18 protein-coding genes and 1 riboswitch are annotated in these 19,121 nt (G+C 66.7%); of the genes, 10 read left to right on the top strand and 8 right to left on the bottom strand.

Annotation, left to right across the window (positions count from 1 at the left end; genetic code table 11):
* The first annotated feature begins 71 nt into the window (after positions 1–71).
* Entirely contained in the window at positions 72–2,234 is a 2,163-nt protein-coding gene (locus tag ABZX86_RS10995) for an MMPL family transporter (RefSeq protein ID WP_355122290.1), read from the top strand.
* A 48-nt stretch (positions 2,235–2,282) separates the two neighbouring features.
* Positions 2,283–2,933, top strand: coding sequence for a phosphatase PAP2 family protein (locus ABZX86_RS10990; RefSeq protein ID WP_355122288.1), 651 nt, complete (start codon positions 2,283–2,285; stop codon positions 2,931–2,933).
* Here ABZX86_RS10990 and ABZX86_RS10985 read toward each other — a convergent pair.
* Both ABZX86_RS10985 and ABZX86_RS10980 read right to left on the bottom strand, forming a co-directional pair.
* Complete coding sequence (locus ABZX86_RS10985; protein ID WP_355122286.1) at positions 2,905–3,801, bottom strand: nuclease-related domain-containing protein; 897 nt, start codon at positions 3,799–3,801, stop codon at positions 2,905–2,907. The genes ABZX86_RS10990 and ABZX86_RS10985 overlap by 29 nt on opposite strands.
* Before the next feature lie 191 nt (positions 3,802–3,992).
* Positions 3,993–5,675: a GMC family oxidoreductase gene (locus ABZX86_RS10980; protein WP_355122284.1), complete on the bottom strand. Its 1,683-nt coding sequence runs from the start codon at positions 5,673–5,675 to the stop codon at positions 3,993–3,995.
* Between the two features lie 154 nt (positions 5,676–5,829).
* Between ABZX86_RS10980 and ABZX86_RS10975 the strand changes: the two genes are divergently transcribed.
* From ABZX86_RS10975 to gcvP, 7 genes are all read left to right on the top strand, one after another.
* Entirely contained in the window at positions 5,830–6,441 is a 612-nt protein-coding gene (locus ABZX86_RS10975) for a CDP-alcohol phosphatidyltransferase family protein (RefSeq protein WP_327140102.1), read from the top strand.
* A 70-nt stretch (positions 6,442–6,511) separates the two neighbouring features.
* Positions 6,512–6,910: a glycine cleavage system protein GcvH gene (gene gcvH / locus ABZX86_RS10970; protein WP_297621411.1), complete on the top strand. Its 399-nt coding sequence runs from the start codon at positions 6,512–6,514 to the stop codon at positions 6,908–6,910.
* Between the two features lie 123 nt (positions 6,911–7,033).
* A complete protein-coding gene (garA, locus tag ABZX86_RS10965; RefSeq protein ID WP_355122281.1) occupies positions 7,034–7,504 on the top strand; it encodes a glycogen accumulation regulator GarA in 471 nt (156 codons plus the stop codon).
* Between the two features lie 46 nt (positions 7,505–7,550).
* Complete coding sequence (locus ABZX86_RS10960; protein ID WP_355122279.1) at positions 7,551–8,300, top strand: MerR family transcriptional regulator; 750 nt, start codon at positions 7,551–7,553, stop codon at positions 8,298–8,300.
* 82 nt (positions 8,301–8,382) lie between these two features.
* Positions 8,383–8,856 (top strand): bifunctional nuclease family protein, encoded by a 474-nt coding sequence (locus tag ABZX86_RS10955; RefSeq protein WP_067689422.1) that lies wholly within the window; start codon positions 8,383–8,385, stop codon positions 8,854–8,856.
* Between the two features lie 232 nt (positions 8,857–9,088).
* Entirely contained in the window at positions 9,089–9,658 is a 570-nt protein-coding gene (locus ABZX86_RS10950) for a MerR family transcriptional regulator (RefSeq protein ID WP_355122277.1), read from the top strand.
* A 137-nt stretch (positions 9,659–9,795) separates the two neighbouring features.
* Positions 9,796–9,911, top strand: a riboswitch (glycine riboswitch).
* A gap of 131 nt (positions 9,912–10,042) precedes the next feature.
* Complete coding sequence (gene gcvP / locus ABZX86_RS10945) at positions 10,043–12,916, top strand: aminomethyl-transferring glycine dehydrogenase (RefSeq protein ID WP_355122275.1); 2,874 nt, start codon at positions 10,043–10,045, stop codon at positions 12,914–12,916.
* 140 nt (positions 12,917–13,056) lie between these two features.
* Here the strand turns inward: gcvP and ABZX86_RS10940 are convergent, their stop codons facing one another.
* Together ABZX86_RS10940 and ABZX86_RS10935 are read right to left on the bottom strand one after the other, a co-directional pair.
* Entirely contained in the window at positions 13,057–13,857 is an 801-nt protein-coding gene (locus ABZX86_RS10940; protein ID WP_355122273.1) for a siderophore-interacting protein, read from the bottom strand.
* A gap of 27 nt (positions 13,858–13,884) precedes the next feature.
* Positions 13,885–14,436: a PadR family transcriptional regulator gene (locus tag ABZX86_RS10935; protein WP_355122271.1), complete on the bottom strand. Its 552-nt coding sequence runs from the start codon at positions 14,434–14,436 to the stop codon at positions 13,885–13,887.
* A gap of 120 nt (positions 14,437–14,556) precedes the next feature.
* Between ABZX86_RS10935 and ABZX86_RS10930 the strand changes: the two genes are divergently transcribed.
* Positions 14,557–15,486 carry an LLM class flavin-dependent oxidoreductase gene (locus tag ABZX86_RS10930; protein WP_355122269.1) on the top strand — a complete coding sequence of 310 codons (930 nt, stop codon included), beginning with the start codon at positions 14,557–14,559 and terminating at the stop codon, positions 15,484–15,486.
* A gap of 109 nt (positions 15,487–15,595) precedes the next feature.
* Here the strand turns inward: ABZX86_RS10930 and ABZX86_RS10925 are convergent, their stop codons facing one another.
* The 4 genes from ABZX86_RS10925 to ABZX86_RS10910 all read right to left on the bottom strand — a co-directional run bounded on the left by ABZX86_RS10925 (position 15,596) and on the right by ABZX86_RS10910 (position 19,102).
* Positions 15,596–15,973: a VOC family protein gene (locus ABZX86_RS10925; protein ID WP_355122267.1), complete on the bottom strand. Its 378-nt coding sequence runs from the start codon at positions 15,971–15,973 to the stop codon at positions 15,596–15,598.
* 81 nt (positions 15,974–16,054) lie between these two features.
* On the bottom strand, positions 16,055–16,759 hold the full coding sequence (locus ABZX86_RS10920; RefSeq protein ID WP_355122265.1) for a WYL domain-containing protein: 705 nt from the start codon (positions 16,757–16,759) through the stop codon (positions 16,055–16,057).
* Between the two features lie 90 nt (positions 16,760–16,849).
* Positions 16,850–17,263: a hypothetical protein gene (locus ABZX86_RS10915; RefSeq protein WP_355122263.1), complete on the bottom strand. Its 414-nt coding sequence runs from the start codon at positions 17,261–17,263 to the stop codon at positions 16,850–16,852.
* Positions 17,264–17,425: 162 nt separating this feature from the next.
* Positions 17,426–19,102, bottom strand: a complete 1,677-nt coding sequence (locus tag ABZX86_RS10910) for a substrate-binding domain-containing protein (RefSeq protein ID WP_355122261.1) — start codon at positions 19,100–19,102, stop codon at positions 17,426–17,428.
* Between the last annotated feature and the right edge of the window lie 19 nt (positions 19,103–19,121).

The raw sequence follows: 19,121 nt of genomic DNA, 5'->3' as shown, positions 1-19,121 counted from the left end.
GCGGCAGTTCCTCGTTATCGAGGTGTCGGGCAATGCGACGAGGCATCGGCCGATCGGTGACGGGAGACGCGATGATCACGACGCTGATCGGACCGGCCGTGCGCGCGCCGAAGCTCGTCCTGGTTCTGGTGGGCGTGGCATTCCTGGTCTGCGGTGCGCTGGGTTCGCAGGCCGCCGCGCGGCTGTCCAATGGCGGATTCGTGGCCACCGACTCCGAATCCGCGCGCGTCGCGGACATTCTCGGGCGCGACTACTCCATGTCCGGCATGCAACTCGTGCTGACTGTGGAATCCGACGGCGGGGTGCGGAGCGCGGCCTCCGCCGCCCGCGGCCGCGACATCGCCGAACAGCTGCGGGGCGATGGCCGCGTCTCGAAAGTTGTTTCGCCGTGGACCGATCCGCAGCTGAGCGGTCTGCTTGTCAGCCGCGACAAGAGGATCGGGCTCATTGTCGCCAGCGTGCGCGGCGACGAGAACACCGCGCCTGCGGCCGCGCATGATCTGGCCGGCGCTTTTGCCGGCAGCCGGGACGGAGTCACCATCCATGCCGGTGGCCCGGCCATGGTGCTGGCCGAGACCGGGCAGCAGACGGAAAAGGACCTCGCCATCGCCGAGGCCATCGCGCTGCCGCTGACCGCGCTGCTGCTCATCTGGTTCCTGAGAAGTGCGGTGGCGGCGGCGATTCCGTTCATCACCGGGATCGCCGCCATCGCGGGCACCAGCGCGGTGCTGTACCTGCTGACCTTCGTGGTGGAGCTGTCGGTCTTCGCGCTGAACATCACGACCGCCATCGGATTGGCGCTGGCCATCGACTATTCGCTGCTGATCATCGGCCGCTATCGGGAAGAGATAGCGGGCGGGCGAGATCGTGACGCGGCGCTGGTGCTCGCCATGCAGCGCGGCGGGCGGGCGGTGGCCTTCTCCGGGACCACGGTCGGCATCGCGCTGATCGGAATGTCGTTCTTCCCCATGGCTTTTCTGCGCTCCCTCGCCTATGCGGGTCTGGCGGTGGTCGCGCTCTCGATCATGCTGACGCTCACCATGGTCCCCGCGCTGCTGACGCTGTTCGGCGAGCGGATCAATCGGAAACCGCTGCGGGAGGCCCAGCCGGTACAGGAAGGCTTGCTCTACCGGGCGGCGCGCACGGTGCAGCGGCGGCCCGTACTGTGCGCGCTGCCGGTGCTGGCGCTGCTGGTGCTGTTCGGATCGCCGATCTTCGGGCTGAAACTCGGCCTGCCCGATGATCGGGTGCTGCCCGCCTCGGCGGAATCGCGTCAGGTGGGTGATCTGCTGCGGGATCGGTTCGCCGACAATGCCACGGGCACAGTGCACATCGTGGTGAGCCCTGCCGACGGCGGCACCGATCTGGGCGCGTATTCGGCCGCCCTGTCGGCAGTCCCGGATGTGCAGGATGTCACCGGCCCGGCGGGCTCCTTCACAGGCGGCCAACCGGCCGGTCCCGCTGATCCGACCGCCAGACACGGCGACGGCGCGCATCTGACGGTCTCCTCGACGGTCGATCCGTATTCCGAACAGGGGCAGCGGCAACTCGGCGCGCTGCATGCCGTGACGGCACCGGCGGGCACGCACGTACTGTTCGGCGGGCTCGCCCAGCAGACCGCGGACTCCACCGCGGGCATCAAGGAGGGGTTTCCGAAGGCCGTCGTCTGGATCGCGGTGACCACCTTCATCCTGCTGCTCCTGCTCACCGGCAGTGTGGTGCTGCCTTTGAAGGCTCTGGTGCTCAATGTGCTGTCGCTGTCGGCGACCTTCGGCGCGCTGGTGTGGATCTTCCAGGACGGGCACCTGGGCGGCCTGGGCACACTGGCCACCGGATACACCATCGCCACGCTGCCGGTACTGCTGTTCTGCGTGGCGTTCGGGCTCTCGATGGATTACGAGGTCTTCCTGCTCGCGCGCTTCACCGAGGAGTGGAAGCGCTCCGGCCGGACCCGTGCCGACAATGACGATGCCGTCGCGCTGGGCATTGCCCGGTCGGGCCGCATCGTCACCGCGGCGGCGCTGCTCATGGCGGTGATCTTCGTGGGCATCGCCAGCAGCGAGGTGACCATGAACCGCATGCTCGGCGTCGGCCTGGCGCTGGCGGTGCTCATGGACGCCACCCTGGTGCGAATGGTGTTGGTACCGGCCTTCATGCGGCTGTTGGGCACCGCGAACTGGTGGGCCCCCGCCCGGTCCCGGCCGCTGCTGGAGCGGGCCGCACTGCGGGAGTGAACGCGGCGCTCGCGGTGACCGCCCTGCGCCCGCGGCTATCGTGGCCGGGTGATCCGATCGCCCGCGCCCGCCCCGAACCGGCCCGATACCCTGATGCGCCAGGCCGCGCTGCCCGCGCTCATCCTGGTGGCCATTGTCGTGACTGTGGTTGTGCCGCAGTTCTTTCCGGCCGACGGCGGTCCGACCGGGCTGGACAGCGCTCTGGAAGGGAATATCCACTCCGCGCTGGACGGGCATCGGTGGCTCTACAGCGTGCTGGTCGCGCCCAGCAACAACAGCATCATCATTCCGGTGCAGCTGCTCGCGGCCGCGTGGTTCGCCTACCGGCGGCAGTGGTGGTCCGCCGGGTTCATGATCCTCGGGCCGGAGTTCGCGATCCTGGTGAATTCGTTTGCGCTCAAACCGTTCTGGGACCGGCAGCTGCATCATTACCTGGCGTATCCGAGTGGGCACACCGTGCAGTTGATCGCCGTCGTCACGGCGATGGTGCTGGTCACCGAGTCGGTGCGGCCACGGGTGACCATCGTGGTGGTGACGGTGGTGCTGCTGCCGGGAGTACTGGTCGGCATGGTGGGGCTGGGATATCACCATCCCACCGATGTCCTCGGGGGTACGGCGGCCGCCGTCGCCCTGGTGACGGCGGCCTATCTACCGTTCCGCTATGTGGCGCTCACCCGTACGCGACAACCGCGGCAATGATGAACCACAGCACCCACAGCGCCACCACGATCATGCCCAGCGACAGCATGACGCGCATGAACCCGCGCCCGAAATCGATCTGACCGGTCCGGCGCGGATAGAGCTTCCACGGGCTGTACCAGGGCGAGGGCACCCGCAGCCGGTTGCCTGCCGACGCGGCCTCCAGCTCCAGGCGCGCCTGCTCCTCGGCATAGGCCTCGGCCTGCGCCTGCTGCGGCCCGCCGTGCCAGAGCGTGATGTCCACCGGGCCCAGGAAGCCCTCGTTCAGCAGGTCCTGCGGCGCCGGCAGATACGGCAGAATGCCCAGCCCCCGAAAGGCCCACGCCACATCATTGGCCGACCACTGCGGGCGGCCGCGTGAGGACAGGCCGATGAAGTAGTCGTGCAGCCGGCGCGGGTCATCGCCGACCAGCACCTCGAAACTGGGATCGCTCCAGAGCTGCTGCACCCGCAGATTCGAATCCGGCGGCGGCACCACCAGCACCGCGCCGTGCACCACCCGCTGCCCGAGACCGCGCTCGGCCAGCCAGTTCTGCAGTGCGAAGGTGTGATCGCGGGATTTGTCCAGCGGGGTGCGCTTATCGGTGCCGTCGAAGGTGATGATCTTCTCGGCCACCCGCCACGGGCCGTTGAGCGGCACCTCCAGCTCGCCCTGCAGATTCTCCGCCAGTGACTCGGCCTCGATCACCACGCAGCTGGTCGGCGTCCAGACGACCGCGTCGAAGGGGTAGAGCCGATCACCGTGGAAGAGGCTGCAATTGACGGTGGCGACGCCCTTGGGGTCGCCGCGGCCCTTCCAGGTGCGGAGCCAGTCGATCAGCAGCTTCTCGGCATGCGTACCAGCGGGGTTCTGTACTCGAACGAGCATCGGCGCTGCACCTCTCTCGTCGAATCGATACCGGCTGTGCTGCTAAGAAATGGTACGGATGTAGCGCGCCCATCGCCCAGATTTGCTGCCTGTCGTGTGTCGGTCGATCGGGCCGACACCAACTTACCGTCGAGCGCCGTGGCGCGCTCGACGGGTAGCGGGAAATCCGCAGTGGCTCACTGCGATTCCCGTCAGTTGGCCTCCACGGGGAAGATCGGCAGGCGCAGGGCGCCCGAGGCGAAGTCCGGGACCGTGGGCTGCTGCGGCCGCACGGGGCTGATGCGGCGGTAGGGGTTGCCCAGGCGCGGCCGGGGGTCGGGCTCATTTCTGTTGGGCCAGAAGGCCATTGCGCGCTCGGCCTGTGCGGTGATGGTCAGGGACGGGTTCACGCCGAGATTCGCGGTGACCGCCGAACCGTCGGCGATGTGCAGCCCGGGATGGCCGAACACGCGCTGATACGGATCGACCACACCCGATTCCGGGCCCTCGCCGATCACGCAGCCGCCGATGTAGTGGGCCGTCGCCGGAATATTGAACACGTCCATGATGAGGCTCTGCACATCGCCGTCGACCTTCTCCCCGAAGCGGCGGCCGACATCGTGCGCCATCGGAATCCAGGTCGGATTCGGCTTGCCGGTGCCCTGTTTGGTCTTGAGCTGCCCCCAGCGCCGATAGGAGGTCAGCGAATTGTCCAGAGACTGCATGACCAGCAGGATCACCGATTTGTCCGAGGCCCGCCGGGCATTGAGACTGCGCGCGAACACCAGCGGATGCAGCACCATCGCCAGCAGGAAGCGCAGGAACCGGAACGCGCCGCCGTCCACGATCGGCACCGACAGCGGGAACAATCCGTTCTGCCCGGCGCCGTAGTGGCACACCTCGATGTGCGTGTTCGGCTCCGGATGAATCGAGGAGGTGATGGCGATGCCCTGCGCGAAATCGTCGCGCTCGCGGCTCACCACATTCAGGATGGCCTCGGAATTGGAGCGGGTCAGCTCGCCCAGACGCGGTGACAGATGCGGCAGTACTGCCTCGTCGCGCATCTTGTGCAGCAGCTTCTGGGTGCCCAGCGCCGCGGCGGCGAAGACCACCTGTTCGGCGGTAAAGGTCTTGCGGTCCTTGCGAACCCAGCGATCCGAGCGCACCGTGTCCAGGGCGTAACCGCCGCCGGTCATGGGTCGCACCTTGGTCACGGTGGTCAGCGCGAACACCGTGGCGCCGGCCTGCTCGGCCAGGTACAGGTAGTTCTTCGGAGTGGTGTTCTTGGCATTGTGCGGGCATCCGGTGAAGCAGCGCGCACAGTGGATACAGCCGTTGCGGGCCGGTCCGGCGCCGCCGAAGTACGGGTCCGCCACCTCGTCGCCGGGGGCTTCCTCATTGAAGAACACACCCACATTGGTGGCATGGAAGGTGTCGGCGACGCCCAGGTCCTCGGCGACCGAGCGAATCACATCGTCGGCGGGCGTCATGCGCGGGTTGGGTGTGACACCGAGCATGCGCTGCGCCTGGTCGTAGTAGGGCGCGAGCTCGGATTTCCAGTCGGTGATGTGCGACCACTGCTTATCGGTGTAGAAGTCCGGCAGCGGCTCGTACAGGGTGTTGCCGTAGATCAGGGAGCCGCCGCCCACGCCCGAGGCGGAGAAGACGGCGCACTTGCCGAGCACGCTGATGCGCTGGGTGCCGGTCAGGCCCAGCCGCGGGGCCCAGATCGCCTTGCGCACATTCCAATTGGTATTCGGGATGTCCTCGGCATTCCAGCGCCGGCCGGACTCCAGCACGGCCACCCGGTAACCCTTTTCGGTCAGTCGCAGTGCGCTGACGCTTCCCCCGAAGCCGGAGCCGATCACCACGACGTCGTAGTCGAAGTCTGGCATGGTGTTTCCTCTCGCACGCCGGGATGGCAGATGAGAAGCTTCCCCACTCATTCTGTCATCCACCTGTATGGCGGAGACGATATCGTTTCCGCTCCGGACCGGCCAGCGGCGTGCCCGTATGGAGACTCGCCGGTGATTACGGTAAGACCGGGTTGTGACAACCGAGCGGAACGCCGAACCGGTGTACAGCGACCGCATCCTCACCGTGCCCAATGTGCTGAGCGTCATCCGGCTCATCGGCGTCCCGGTCTTCCTCTGGCTGCTGCTGGTCCCGAAGGCCGACGGCTGGGCCTTCGCGCTGCTGATCGCCAGCGCCTTTACCGACTTCCTGGACGGCAAGCTGGCCCGGCTGCTGGACCAGTCCTCCAAACTGGGCGCCATCCTGGATCCGCTGGTCGACCGGCTCTTTCTGCTGGCGACCCTGGCGGGCTTCCTGATTCGCGGCATCCTGCCGTGGTGGGTGGTGATCGTTCTTGTTGCGCGCGACGGCATCCTGACGCTGACGCTGGGCATCTACAAGCGCCGCGGGCTGCCGCCGCCCGAGGTCATCTACCTCGGCAAGGCCGCCACCTTCGCGCTCATGTCCGCTTTCCCGTGGACGCTCGCCGGTCAGATGGATTGGCCCGCAGCAGGTTTCAGCAAGGCCTTCGGCGGGGCATTCCTGATCTGGGGTGTGGCGACCTACGTCTGGACCGGCATTCTCTACGTGGGCAAGGCCGTTGCGGTCGCCCGAGCCATACCGGCCCCGTCGACGACAGATCACTAGCCATTAGGGTGTGTTGCACACGGATCGACGCCGATCCCGAGAGGACCACCCGCCCGAAAGGACATCGCCTGTGAGCGACCTACCCGACGACCTGCGCTACACCGAAGAACACGAATGGGTGCGCATCGCCGGCCCGGCCCGCGTGCGGGTCGGAATCACCGACTACGCCCAGTCGCAGCTCGGTGACGTCGTTTTCGTGCAGCTGCCCGAAGCGAATGCCGATGTGGCCAATGGCGACAGCATCGCCGAAGTGGAGTCCACCAAAAGTGTTTCGGACATCTACGCTCCGCTGGCGGGGAAAATCGTTGCGGTGAACGAGGTTCTGACGGCCGCGCCGGAGACCCTCAATACCGACCCTTACGGTGACGGCTGGATCTTCGAGCTCGAGCTCGAAGACGCCGAAACGCTCGACTCCGCGTACGGTGACCTGCTCGATGCCGCAGGTTATCAAGGAGTTATCGGAGGCTGAAGGAGCCTTCACAGTTCTACCTGCACGGGTACGCCCTGGCAGGGTACGGTCAATGCCAACAAGCACACGCTGAGGGCATCAACTGCTTGCATGGATTAATTCGGTTCGAGGAGGAGAGCAAGGGTGAGCGAGAACAAGGACCCGGGTTACCAGGAGACGGCAGCAGAGACCACTTCGGTGTTCCGCGCTGATTTCCTGAACGAGGTCGACACGTCGCGCACCGAGCAGACCGGCGAGCAGCCGGTGCAAGGGGTCGAGGGTCTGCCCGCGGGCGCAGCCCTGCTGGTGGTCAAGCGCGGCCCGAATGCCGGTTCGCGTTTCCTGCTCGATCAGCCCACCACCTCCGCGGGTCGCCACCCCGACAGTGACATCTTTCTCGACGATGTCACCGTCAGTCGTCGGCACGCGGAGTTCCGCCAGGATGACGACACCTTCCAGGTCGTCGATGTGGGCAGTTTGAACGGTACCTACGTGAACCGGGAGCCGGTGGATTCCTCGGAGCTGCAGAACGGCGACGAGGTGCAGATCGGCAAGTTCCGTCTCGTGTTCCTGACCGGCCCGCGGCCGCAGACCAGCGACGCGGGCGCGCTATAGGCCGACGGGAATGACTGGCGCAGCGCAGCAATGGACACGCGGAGGAATGTCGATCGGCTCCGTGTTGGATCTGCTGCGTCCGGACTTCCCGGACATCACGATCTCGAAGATTCGGTTTCTCGAATCGGAGGGATTGATCAGTCCGGAGCGCACGCCCTCGGGTTACCGCAGGTTCCACGTCGCCGACGTGGAACGCCTGCGGTTCGTGCTCACGGCACAGCGGGACCAGTACCTGCCCTTGAAGGTGATCAAGGAACAGCTGGAAGCGATCGACAGTGGCGCCGCGACGCTCGGGGTACGGGAAGCCCGTGCCCGAGCGGGCGGTGCCGGGGGAGACGGCGTGGGCCCCAATGGGGAGAGTCGCCTCCGGCGGCTCGGTGTTGTGCCCGGTGAGGTGTCGCCCGAGGAATTCCTGTTCGATCACGAGATCCGGGTTCCGCGGGCAGATCTGTTGCAGCAGGCGGGAATCGACGAGAAGTTCCTCACCGAACTGATTCGCGCGAATCTGATCACGCCCGGCGCCGCGGGTTACTTCGACGCCGATGCGGTGACGCTGGCGCGCACCGCCAAGGCGTTGAGCGAATTCGGTTTGGAGGCAAGGCATCTGCGCGCCTTCAAACTGGCGGCGGATCGGGAGGCGGCCATGGTCGCGCAAATCGCCGCGCCCATCGCCAAGAGCCGGGACGCGGATGCGCGCGCCCGTGCGGAGGAGACCGTGCGAGAGTTGGCGGCGTTGTCGCTGACACTGCACACATGCCTGGTGAAGACCTCGGTGCGTGCATCGCTCGGGGGCTGAATTCTTCGCCTAGACTCGGTGTTACGGCTCGCCCCGCTGCGTCGTGTGCTGGGGCGGCCGAGCGAGTATGGGAGGCAGTGCGATGAGCGAAATGCGTGTGATCGGCATACGTGTCGAACAGCCACAGAACCAGCCCGTGCTGTTACTCCGTGAGGTGTCGGGCGACAGGTATCTGCCGATCTGGATCGGGCAGGCCGAGGCGACCGCAATCGTGCTGGAGCAGGAGGGTGTCACGCCGATTCGGCCGCTGACCCACGATCTCATCAAGATCCTCATCAAGGATCTCGGCCACACCTTGAAAGAGGTGCGGATCGTGGATCTGCAGGAGGGCACCTTCTATGCCGATCTGGTGTTCGAGAACGATCTGCGCATCTCCGCGCGCCCGTCCGATTCGGTCGCCATCGCCTTGCGTGTGGGGTGTCCGATCTACGCGGAGGAGCCGGTGCTGGAGGAGGCCGGGCTGGTGATGCCCGATGAGCGCGAGGACGAGGTGGAGAAGTTCAAGGAGTTTCTCGAGTCGGTCTCGCCGGATGATTTCAAAGCCACCGACAGCTGACCTGGGCGTAGTCGAAACAATCCCTCGACCTGTACTTCAGGTATAGAAACACGCCGCTCGGCAGGCTTGGTTCGAGGCCGATGCTGCCTGGACAATCGGTGGAGTAGCCTCGACAGTTAGGCCACGCTCCAGCGTTGATGCAGTGTTCATGAAGGCAGTGTCGTGAAGTTGTCGTGAACGCCGTCTTGATGAGAGACACGAGCCCTGATAGGCCAGCAGTAGGGAGTAGTCAGTGGGAGATCAACCGCACACGCAGGATGTGGTGCAGCCAGGGCTGTTCCCGGATGACTCGGTGCCGAGCGACCTGGTCGGGTACCGCGTACCCAGCGCCTGTCAGGTAGCCGGTATCACCTATCGGCAATTGGACTACTGGGCTCGCACCGGGCTGGTCGTCCCGTCCATTCGCAGCGCGACCGGATCGGGTAGCCAGCGGCTGTACTCCTTCAAGGACATCCTGGTCCTCAAGATCGTCAAGCGGCTGCTCGACGCCGGTATCTCGCTGCAGAACATCCGCATAGCCGTGGATCATCTGCGCAGCAGAGGCGTCGAGGATCTGGCCGGTATCACGCTCTTCTCCGATGGAGCGACCGTGTACGAATGCTCCTCGGCCGAGGAGGTCGTCGATTTACTGCAGGGCGGGCAGGGCGTCTTCGGTATCGCGGTGAGCGGCGCCATGCGCGAACTCACCGGTGCGATCGCCAATTTCCCGGCCGAGCGGGCCGAGTCCGCGACCGCCACCGAGCGCCCGGAGGACGAACTGTCCTACCGCCGCAAGGCACGCATGAATGCCAAGACCGGTTAGTAGTTCCTGAACGCAACACCTTCCGCAGCCGAGCGCGCCGCCCATGGGCGGCGCGCTCGATTGTTGTGCGGCGGTGATCTCAAACAGGCCCAGGCAACATTCCCGTAACCTGCTGCCCCTTAGACTTGGCAGTGCGTCGCAGCCGTGCGGGAGAGTCCCGAGTCCGATGCCCTTCCCCGAGGGCTCGGACCGGGCGCCGAAGGAGCAGCACCTCCCCGTCAATCTCTCAGGCACAAGGGACCGCGCGGAGTTTCGACGCCTCTGGAAAGTGGTGGCCACCGAGCCACCCGCCCATGGTGAAAGGGGAACGGCCACAAGCTGGCCGGGACCCGAATCTCTCAGGCGCCAAGGACAGAGGGGGAGGGCAGACGACGCGTCGGCCGTATGGCCGGCCCCCCGCCCACCCTTGGAGCAGCCGTGACTTGGACTCGATCCTTCGCCGACCGTCATATCGGACCCGACAGCGGCGAACTCGAGCGCATTCTCGCGACCGTCGGTGTCCAGTCGCTGGACGAACTGGCCGCGAAAGCCGTGCCCGCGAGCATTCTCGACACCGCCGCCGCCAATGGTCTCGATACCCTGCCGCCGGCCGTCTCCGAGCACGAGGTGCTCGATGAGCTGGCCGCGCTGGCGAACTCGAATACGGTGGCCACCACCATGATCGGGCTCGGCTACTACGACACCCTCACCCCGCCGGTGCTGGTGCGCAATCTCATCGAGAACCCGGCCTGGTACACCGCGTATACGCCGTATCAGCCGGAGATCAGCCAGGGCCGGCTGGAGGCGCTGCTCAATTTCCAGACCATGGTCTCGGAGTTGACGGGTATGGATGTGGCCAATGCCTCCATGCTGGACGAGGCGACCGCGGCGGCCGAGGCCATGACGCTGCTGCAGCGGGCCAATCGGCGCAGTAAGTCACAGCGGCTGCTCATCGACGCGGATCTGTTCCCGCAGACGCGGACGGTGCTGTTCACCCGGGCCGAGCCGCTGGGCATCGAGATCGTCGAGGCGGATCTGTCCGGTGGCGAGCTGCCCGAGGGCGAGTTCTTCGGCGTGCTGCTGCAGCAGCCGGGCGCCTCGGGCCGGATCACCGATTGGGCTCCGCTGATCGAATCCGCCCATGCGCGTGGGGCATTGGTGGCGGTGGGCGCGGATCTGCTTGCGCTGACCCTGATTACGTCGCCGGGGGAGCAGGGCGCGGATTGCTGCTTCGGCACCACCCAGCGTTTCGGGGTGCCGCTCGGCTTCGGCGGGCCGCATGCCGGATACCTCGCGGTGCATACCGCCCATGCGCGGCAGCTGCCCGGCCGATTGGTCGGCGTCTCCGTGGACGCGGACGGCAATACCGCCTACCGGCTCGCGCTGCAGACTCGTGAGCAGCACATTCGCCGGGAGAAGGCGACTTCCAATATCTGTACCGCGCAGGTGCTGCTGGCCATTGTGGCCGCCATGTACGCCTCGTATCACGGCGCCGACGGGCTGAAGTCGATCGCGCGCCGGGTGCACGGGCATGCGCAGTGGCTGGCGGCCGGGCTCGGCGATGCGGTGGTGCACCAGTCGTTCTTCGACACCGTGCTGGTGAACGTGCCGGGCGGCGCGGAGACCATTGTGGCCAAGGCGAAGGGCGTGGGCATCAACCTGCGCCTCGTCGACGCCGATCACGTGGGCATCGCCTGTGATGAGGCGACCACCGACGCGCATGTAGTGGCGGTGCTGGACTGCTTCGGTGCGGAGATTCCGGTCGGCCCGGAGGGCGCGCTCTTCCACGGTAAGCAGCGCCCGCATATCGAGAACCGCACCTCGGAGTTCCTGACCGCGCCGGCGTTCACCCGGTACCGCACCGAGACCGCCATGCTGCGCTACCTGCGCGCGCTGTCGGACAAGGATATTGCGCTGGACCGCAGCATGATTCCGCTCGGGTCCTGCACCATGAAGCTCAATGCGGCGGCGGAGATGGAATCCATCACCTGGCCGGGCTTCAATCGGGTGCACCCGTACGCGCCCGTCGAGGATGCGCCCGGCCTGATCCGCCTGATCGAGGATCTCGAGGGCTGGCTGTCCGCGGTCACCGGATACGACCGGGTGTCCCTGCAGCCCAATGCCGGTAGCCAGGGTGAGTACGCCGGACTGCTGGCCATTCGCCGCTACCACCTGGATCGCGGTGATACGCACCGGGATACGTGCCTGATCCCCTCCAGCGCACACGGCACCAATGCCGCGTCGGCCGCCATGGTCGGTATGCGGGTAGAGGTGGTGAAAACTCGCGAGAACGGCGATGTGGATCTGGACGATCTGCGCGCCAAGATCGCCGATCACGCCGATCGACTGGCCTGCATCATGATCACCTACCCGTCCACGCACGGCGTGTACGAGCACGAGGTGGCCGAGCTGTGCGCCATGGTGCACGATGCCGGCGGTCAGGTGTACGTGGACGGCGCGAACCTGAATGCCCTTGTCGGACTGGCTCGTCCGGGCCGGTTCGGTGGTGATGTCAGTCACCTGAATCTGCACAAGACCTTCTGCATTCCGCACGGTGGCGGCGGTCCGGGCGTCGGCCCGGTGGCGGTGCGCGAGCACCTCGCCCAGTACCTGCCGGGTGATCCACTGGAGGCGGGCTCGCATGCGGTGTCGGCGGCCAAGTACGGTTCGGCCTCCATTCTGCCGATCACCTGGTCCTACATTCGCATGATGGGAGCTGACGGCCTGCGCGCCGCGACGCTCACGGCCATCGCGTCGGCGAATTACATTGCGCGACGGCTGGATCCGCACTTCCCCGTGCTGTTCACCGGTGAGAACGGCATGGTCGCGCACGAGTGCATCCTGGATCTGCGGGAGATCACCAAGCGCACCGGCGTCACCGTCGACGATGTGGCCAAGCGCCTGGCGGACTACGGCTTCCACGCGCCGACCATGAGCTTCCCGGTCGCGGGCACGCTCATGGTGGAGCCCACCGAGAGCGAGAACCTCGAGGAGATCGACGCGTTCATCGAGGCCATGATCGCCATCAAGGGTGAGATCGATCAGGTCGAGGCCGGTGTCTGGCCGGTCGAGGACAACCCGCTGCGCGGCGCTCCGCACACCGCCCAGTGCCTGGTCGGGGAGTGGGAGCACCCGTACAGCCGCGAAACCGCCGTCTACCCGCAGGGATTGCGTAACCCCCGGCCCAAGGTGTGGCCGTCGGTCCGCCGCATCGACGGCGCCTACGGCGACCGCAACCTGGTCTGCTCCTGCCCGCCGATGGATTCCTACACCGACTGATATCGGATAACCGAACACCGCAGAGCTTCAACGAGTTCCGAGGTCGACACGGTCATCGCAGCACTCTCGATGTGAGAGGTTGTGGCGACCGTGCCGTTTTCCGAGGAGGGTGCGCGGCTCCGGCTCCCCAGCCGGGCGGACTAGTCCATGCCGCGCTTGCCCGGTGTCCAGAAGGGCTTGGTGAGGATGGCGCGGCGGGGCCACTGGCGTTCGCGGATCAGGTGTTTCATGATCTGCTGGATGGTGCGGGCCTCACCGGCGAGGTAGGCCACGCCCGGGGTGGGCGGTAGGTCGAGGCCGCGGATCGCGTCGAGCAGGATTTCGGAGCGGGCGGCGGAGGCGTCGCCGCGCAGGGGATGGGCCAGTTCGGCTGCGCGCGGCAGCGGGAGGCGATCCTCGGCCGTGGCCGTTTCGATCGCGCCGTGGACCGGGACATCGTCCGGAACCGCGCGCAGCATGGCGCCGAGCGCGACCGATGCGGTCTCCTCACCGGCGAACAGGTGGTACGGCGCGCCCTCGCCCGATGCCGGGTCGGCGCGCAGGGTGAACGAGCCCTCGGGGCCGCGGAATCGAACCTGCTGCCCGACAACGGCATTGCGCCCCCACCGCGCGCCCGGGCCGTCGCCGTGGTCGAGTACGCACAGGTGGAGTTCGCTGTGCTCGCGGTCGAAATGCCATACCGAGTACGTGCGCAGATCGCCGACTCGGGCGAGCACATTGCCGGACGCGCTGTCGCCGGTGGCGACCCGTACGTGCTGGCCGGGCAACCAGTCCAGGTTCCGCAGTGCCGGTCCGCCGATGCGGATGCGGGTCATGCGGGCGGCGATGCGTTCGGTTTCCAGGATGCGGCCGTTGGTGAAGAACTGGTCCAGGAGCAGATCGCCCAGTCCGCGCGATTGCGAGGCGGCGACGGCTTGGGCGGGATTGTCGGTGTGCGCCATGGGAATACCTTCGATTCGAAGAGTCGTTCAGTCGGTCTGCCGGCCGCGCCGCCGGCGGTGCTCTCGCTTGCTGTCGATCTTCAATTGCTGCAGTTCGCGTGTGGTATCGGCGAGGATGCCGCGGACCTGATCGATCACCGCGGGATCACCGTGCGAATGCACCACGGCCGAGACCGCGGTTTTGAACAAACGCAGTGCGGGCCCGATGATTTCGGCTGCGTCGGGATCGCGGAACAAACCCCACTGTCCGCGTTCGTCAGCGCGCGCCCAGATCCGATCGATCTCGCCGAGGTGCTGGTCCACCTCGGCGCGCCCAGTCGCGCTGATATGGAAAACCTTACGGCCACTGTCGATTTCGAGAGTGGTAAGTCCCTCATCCTCCAATTGCTGGAGCGTCGGGTACACCGCACCGGCGCTGGGGCGATACGCGCCGCCGCACCGTTTTTCGAGCCGGGACATCAGTTCGTACCCATGTCCCGGCTGTTCGGCGATGAGGGCCAAGAGCGCCCATCGCAATTCGCCGGCGCCGAAGAAGCGCCCGCTGCTCGGCTCGAAGCCGCCGAAACGTCGTGGTCCCACGTACTGAAGCTATATCGTAAGATATAGCTGAAGCAAGGGCCACTTTCGCGGATCGACCCGCATTTGCCTTTACCTGCAAGGTAATTGCCGCTCGACCGGTCGCGGCCGAGGATCATCTGCATGACGCACATCGGGGTATTGCTACCGAGCCGCGAAACCGCGATGGCCGGCAGCCACGACGCCGCGGGGCTGGTGAGATTCGCCGCGGCCGCCGAAGATGCGGGGTTCGACTCCGTATGGATCGGTGACTCGCCACTGGCGCGCACCAGGGTCGATCCACTGTTGTTGCTCGCCGCGGTCGCCGCGACCACGTCCCGGGTCCGGATGGGTACGGCCGCATTGACCGCCACCCTGCGCCATCCGCTGCTCGGTGCGCACACCGCGGCAACCGTGGATCAGCTCAGCGCGGGCAGGCTGGTGCTGGGTGTCGGCGCCGGATTCCCGCTGCCGGAGAGCCGGGACGAATTCGCGGCCATCGGGGTCCCGTTCGACGAGCGGGTGGGCCGCTTGGATGAGACCGTCGCGATCTGGCGCGAGAGTTGGTCCGGCGGTGGCCGTTTCGAGGGTCGCTACTGGAAGTTCGAGGATCTCTCGGGTGCATTGCCCGCGGCGAGCGCTGCGGGGCCGCCACTGTGGCTGGCCGGTAGCGATACTCCGCGGGTGCTACGGCGAGTGGCGCGGCACTACGACGGCTGGTTGCCGTTCCTGCCCGATGCGGGCGCGTATGCCCGCGGATGGTCCGTCATCCGCGATCTCACGGACCGCCCGGTGACAGCCGCCATGTACGCGACGATCAATCTCGATCCTGATCCCGCGAAAGCGCATTCCGAGCTCGATGGCTATGTCCGCCAGTACTATCGGCGGTCGCTCGACGTAATGTCCACGGTCCAAGCGTATTTCGGTGGCTCACCCGGACAGTGCGTCGACTGGCTGGGCCGCTACCTCGATGCGGGCGCCGAACATCTGATCCTGCGCGTAGGTTCCCTCGATGCCCGACGCCAACTCGATGCCCTCGCCGACGTACTCCCCGTACTGCGAGCGGCGCGATAGGCCGGGCTCGGCCGGGAACCGGTGCCGGGCTCGGCCGGGGAAGCGGTGGCGGCCGTTCCCGGCGTCTGCCGCCACCGGTTCCTGATCGATGATCGGGTCGAGACCCGGATTAGACCGGCGCGGGGGTGAAGACGCCGAAGTGGTTGCCCGAGGTGTCGAGGAGTTCGGCGAAGATCAGGCCTGCGGGTGTGGTGGTGACGGGGACCTGGACCTTGGCGCCGAGGCGTTCGGCGGCGGCCACGGTGGCCGCTACGTCGGCGACGATCACGCTGAAGATGGCATGGTTCGCCGACGGGTCGGGGGTGCGGGCCACACCACCCTGCGGGCGGTCGCCGCCGGAGTAGGTGACCAGGTCGTAGTTTCCGCCGAACTGCGGATCCGAGGTGAAGGTCCAGCCGAACAGGTCGCCGTAGAACTGCTGAACCTGCTGCGGTTCATTGCTGCCGATCTGGAACCAAGCGACGGTGTTGTGCGCGGGCGCGGTCATTCGTCCTCCGAGGATGTTGTGGTGCGGTGTGCACCAACGATCTCGCTCCCCGGCGACAACCCCCTGTCGGTCTTTCCGAACTCATCCGAAGGCGACAATGCGGAGTTTGTGCTCCGGGATGTCGAGATCGCAGCCCTCCAGCGCACGCACCGGCATCGGCTCGTCGGTGAGAATGATGTCGACCATCCGGTCCAGACGGAAGCAGCGCGGCGCCTCCCGCAGCCGGCACCAGCTCACCAGGCACCACCCACTCTTGCCGTGCAACAGCAACATCGGTTCGACCCGCCGCCGGGTACCCGCCCCGAACCGATCCCGATACCCGAACTCGAGCACCCGGCGGCTCAGCACCGCCTCCTCGACCAGCGTGGGAATCCCCTGCGCGACAACCGGATCATGCCGCTCGATCAGCCCGACCCGGCCCACCAGCTCCCGCGCCGACGCCGCATCACTGTCGGACATGGCCGCCAGAATCTTCCGCAGCGCGCTCCGCCCCGCATGCGCGAACGGCGTATCCACACTGCGCTCCAACGCGACCGCCAGCGCCACCGACTCCGCCGCGGTGAAATTCAACGGCGGCAACGACATCCGCTTATCCAGTGCATACCCACCCCGCCGCCCCACATCAGCGTAAATCGGCACTCCCGACTGCTGCAGCGCACTGATATCCCGCTCGATGGTCCGAACGCTCACCTCATACCGCCCGGCCAGCTCCCGCGCCGTCCGCACCCGAGGCGCCACCGCCCGCAGATCCTCCACCAGCGCATAGAGCCGATCAGTGCGATTCACCGCCCCACCGTAGTTGCACCCACCGACAAGTCGGGGTGACAGCAGCGAAGCGCCCCACCGGTTTCCGGTGGGGCGCTTCGGGGGTGGGGGTCAGACGGTGACGGGCTTCCAGGTGGCGACTGCCCAGATGACGAAGATGTCGAGGGCGATGATCAGGAGGGACCAGGCCGGGTAGTAGGGGAGCCAGAGGAAGTTTTCGACGATGGAGATGGCGGCGATGATGATGGCCGCGGCTCGGGCCCAGGTGGCGCCGGTCATCAGGCCGAGGGCGGTGAGGACCACGACGATGCCGATGACGATGTGGATCCAGCCCCAGGCCGAGGTGTTGAATTTGTAGATGTAGTCGTTGGTGCCGACGACCAGCAGATCGTCCGAGCGGGCGGCGGAAATGCCCTGCAGGATCGACAGCACGCCGATGACCAGGAGCATGACCGCCGCTGCGAATGACGTGCCTGCCGCGAAGCCCTGCTTGACCGTATGTTCGGTGTCCGTGGTGTGAGCCATGATGAACCCCTTTGATGGTCGGTGAAGCATCACGAAACTTGAAACTCGTGGTCACGGCCGTTTCCGGTCGGAACCACGTCTGTTTCGAATGTCCCACGGGGTTCGGGCAATACGGTGACGACATGCCGGAGCAGGGTCGCCACCGAGGGGTATCGGTACTGGTCAGGGTGTGGTCAGCGCATGCGAGACCGCGGTGCCGAAGGCGAGGCTGCTGCCGGTGTCGACCTTGGTGTATGCCCCGCCGGTGCGCTGCGCCAGGGTTTGCAGCGTCTGGGTGCCGGCGCCACCGAGGACGATGACGTCCACCCGCACCGGATGCGCCGGATCGGTGACCGCGGCGATATCGGCGAGCAGTTGATCACCGGTCACGGTGGAATCGTCCTCGGGCCCGTCGGTGATCAGCAGGATCGAGTTGGTGCGTGCCGCAGCGTAGTTGCTCAGCACAGTGCGGTAGGCCGCCTCGACGGTCGGATAGGTGCGATCGGTTTTCGAGGTGCTCGCGGTGACATTGCCCAGGTTCTGCCCGATCTTGTCGCGCTGGGCGTCGGTGAGCGGCGCGGTCGCGGCGACGACGCGATACGGGTTGGCGCCGTCGGGATCCTTCGAATACGCCCAGACGCCCATCCCGAACTCCGGCGGCATCACACCCATGGTGGATTGCAGCGCCGCAATGGAATTGGCGAGGCGGGTGGTGTTGCCGTCCGCCGTGGTCATGGACGAGGAGACATCGAGCAGCACGGTCGCGCTCACGCCGAGCACCGGGTGGGTAAGAACCTGGTTCACCTGCTCGAGCACCGCGCGGGCGGCGACGGGCACGGTGGCCGGGGGAGCGGCGCCGAAACCATTGTCGGTGAACAGCTTCGCCTGATCGGGCGCGCGCAGGAAGTCGGCGAAGAGCCCGGCCACCGAATTCTGTGTCTGATCCACCCAGGAGCCGGTGATCTGGGCCGCCGGGAAATCATCGACGGGCCCGTTCTCGCTGGGCCGGAACGCGGTCAGACCGGGATAGGCCTTGAGCTGCTGCTCATTGGCCGGCACCGCGTGCACAGTTGCCTTCGCCGCATCGGTCGCCGCCGCCAGATCGGTGAGCGCGCTCTGCTGATCCTTGGCGGCGGGCGCATTGGCCGCGAGCAGTGAGATCGCCGAGGTCACCTGCCCCGAATGCGCCGCTTTGTCATCGAGCGGATCGGTGCCCGAGACGCCCGAGCCGACCGCGGTCGCCACGGCGAGCGAGGCATCACCGGAGGGCATGGCCAGCCGCAGATTGCCCCAGGACGCGAGCCCGGCATCACCCAGCGAACCCTGTTGCAGCTTGGCCAGATCCGCCCAGTGCACCTGCGCGGTCTCGAGCGCGCGCCGCAATTCGTCCGGTACGGCGAGCACGATCGGACTCTGTGCGACGGACGCGGGGGTGCCGCCGATGAGCCCGGGCACCCGCATCAGCTCGATCGAGCGGGAGGAGTCCGGAATCCACAGCGCGGGCTGCGGCCCGAGCGCCGGATTCCACGCCGCGTTCGAGGTGAAGGCAGCCACCATGGCCGCGGACGCCTGCGGATCGACCGCGACCTGAGCGCAGTGATCACGCACCCGCGGCTTGGTCTGGTTGAACTTGTCGGCGGCTGCCTTGACCGGTGCCGCGATATCCGGATCGACCGTCACATTGAGCGTGACGGACCCGCCCGCGCAGGACGAGGCGGCCGCACTGTCGCGATCCTTGGATCGCTGTTGTAACCAGACCCAGCCGACGACGGCCAGAGCCAGCACGATCACCGCTACCACTGCGAGAACCGGTCCCCTGCTGACACCTCGTGACCCGCCATCGGCGCGATGAGTACCCACGCCGCACAGTGTATGTTCA

This window comes from Nocardia sp. NPDC006630 (genome assembly GCF_040611495.1).
Taxonomy (GTDB): domain Bacteria; phylum Actinomycetota; class Actinomycetes; order Mycobacteriales; family Mycobacteriaceae; genus Nocardia.
Note: the sequence above shows the minus strand (reverse complement) of the source record. Positions and strands in the feature narration are given on the sequence as shown.

Bases quoted from the DNA above. Each gene is read 5' to 3' on its own strand.
- ABZX86_RS10995 (WP_355122290.1), top strand. From the start codon at position 72: ATGATCACGACGCTGATCGGACCGGCCGTGCGCGCGCCGAAGCTCGTC.
- ABZX86_RS10985 (WP_355122286.1), bottom strand. From the start codon at position 3,801: ATGCTCGTTCGAGTACAGAACCCCGCTGGTACGCATGCCGAGAAGCTG.
- ABZX86_RS10980 (WP_355122284.1), bottom strand. From the start codon at position 5,675: ATGCCAGACTTCGACTACGACGTCGTGGTGATCGGCTCCGGCTTCGGG.
- ABZX86_RS10960 (WP_355122279.1), top strand. From the start codon at position 7,551: ATGTCGATCGGCTCCGTGTTGGATCTGCTGCGTCCGGACTTCCCGGAC.
- ABZX86_RS10955 (WP_067689422.1), top strand. From the start codon at position 8,383: ATGAGCGAAATGCGTGTGATCGGCATACGTGTCGAACAGCCACAGAAC.
- gcvP (WP_355122275.1), top strand. From the start codon at position 10,043: ATGGCCGGCCCCCCGCCCACCCTTGGAGCAGCCGTGACTTGGACTCGA.
- ABZX86_RS10940 (WP_355122273.1), bottom strand. From the start codon at position 13,857: ATGGCGCACACCGACAATCCCGCCCAAGCCGTCGCCGCCTCGCAATCG.
- ABZX86_RS10930 (WP_355122269.1), top strand. From the start codon at position 14,557: ATGACGCACATCGGGGTATTGCTACCGAGCCGCGAAACCGCGATGGCC.
- ABZX86_RS10925 (WP_355122267.1), bottom strand. From the start codon at position 15,973: ATGACCGCGCCCGCGCACAACACCGTCGCTTGGTTCCAGATCGGCAGC.
- ABZX86_RS10915 (WP_355122263.1), bottom strand. From the start codon at position 17,263: ATGGCTCACACCACGGACACCGAACATACGGTCAAGCAGGGCTTCGCG.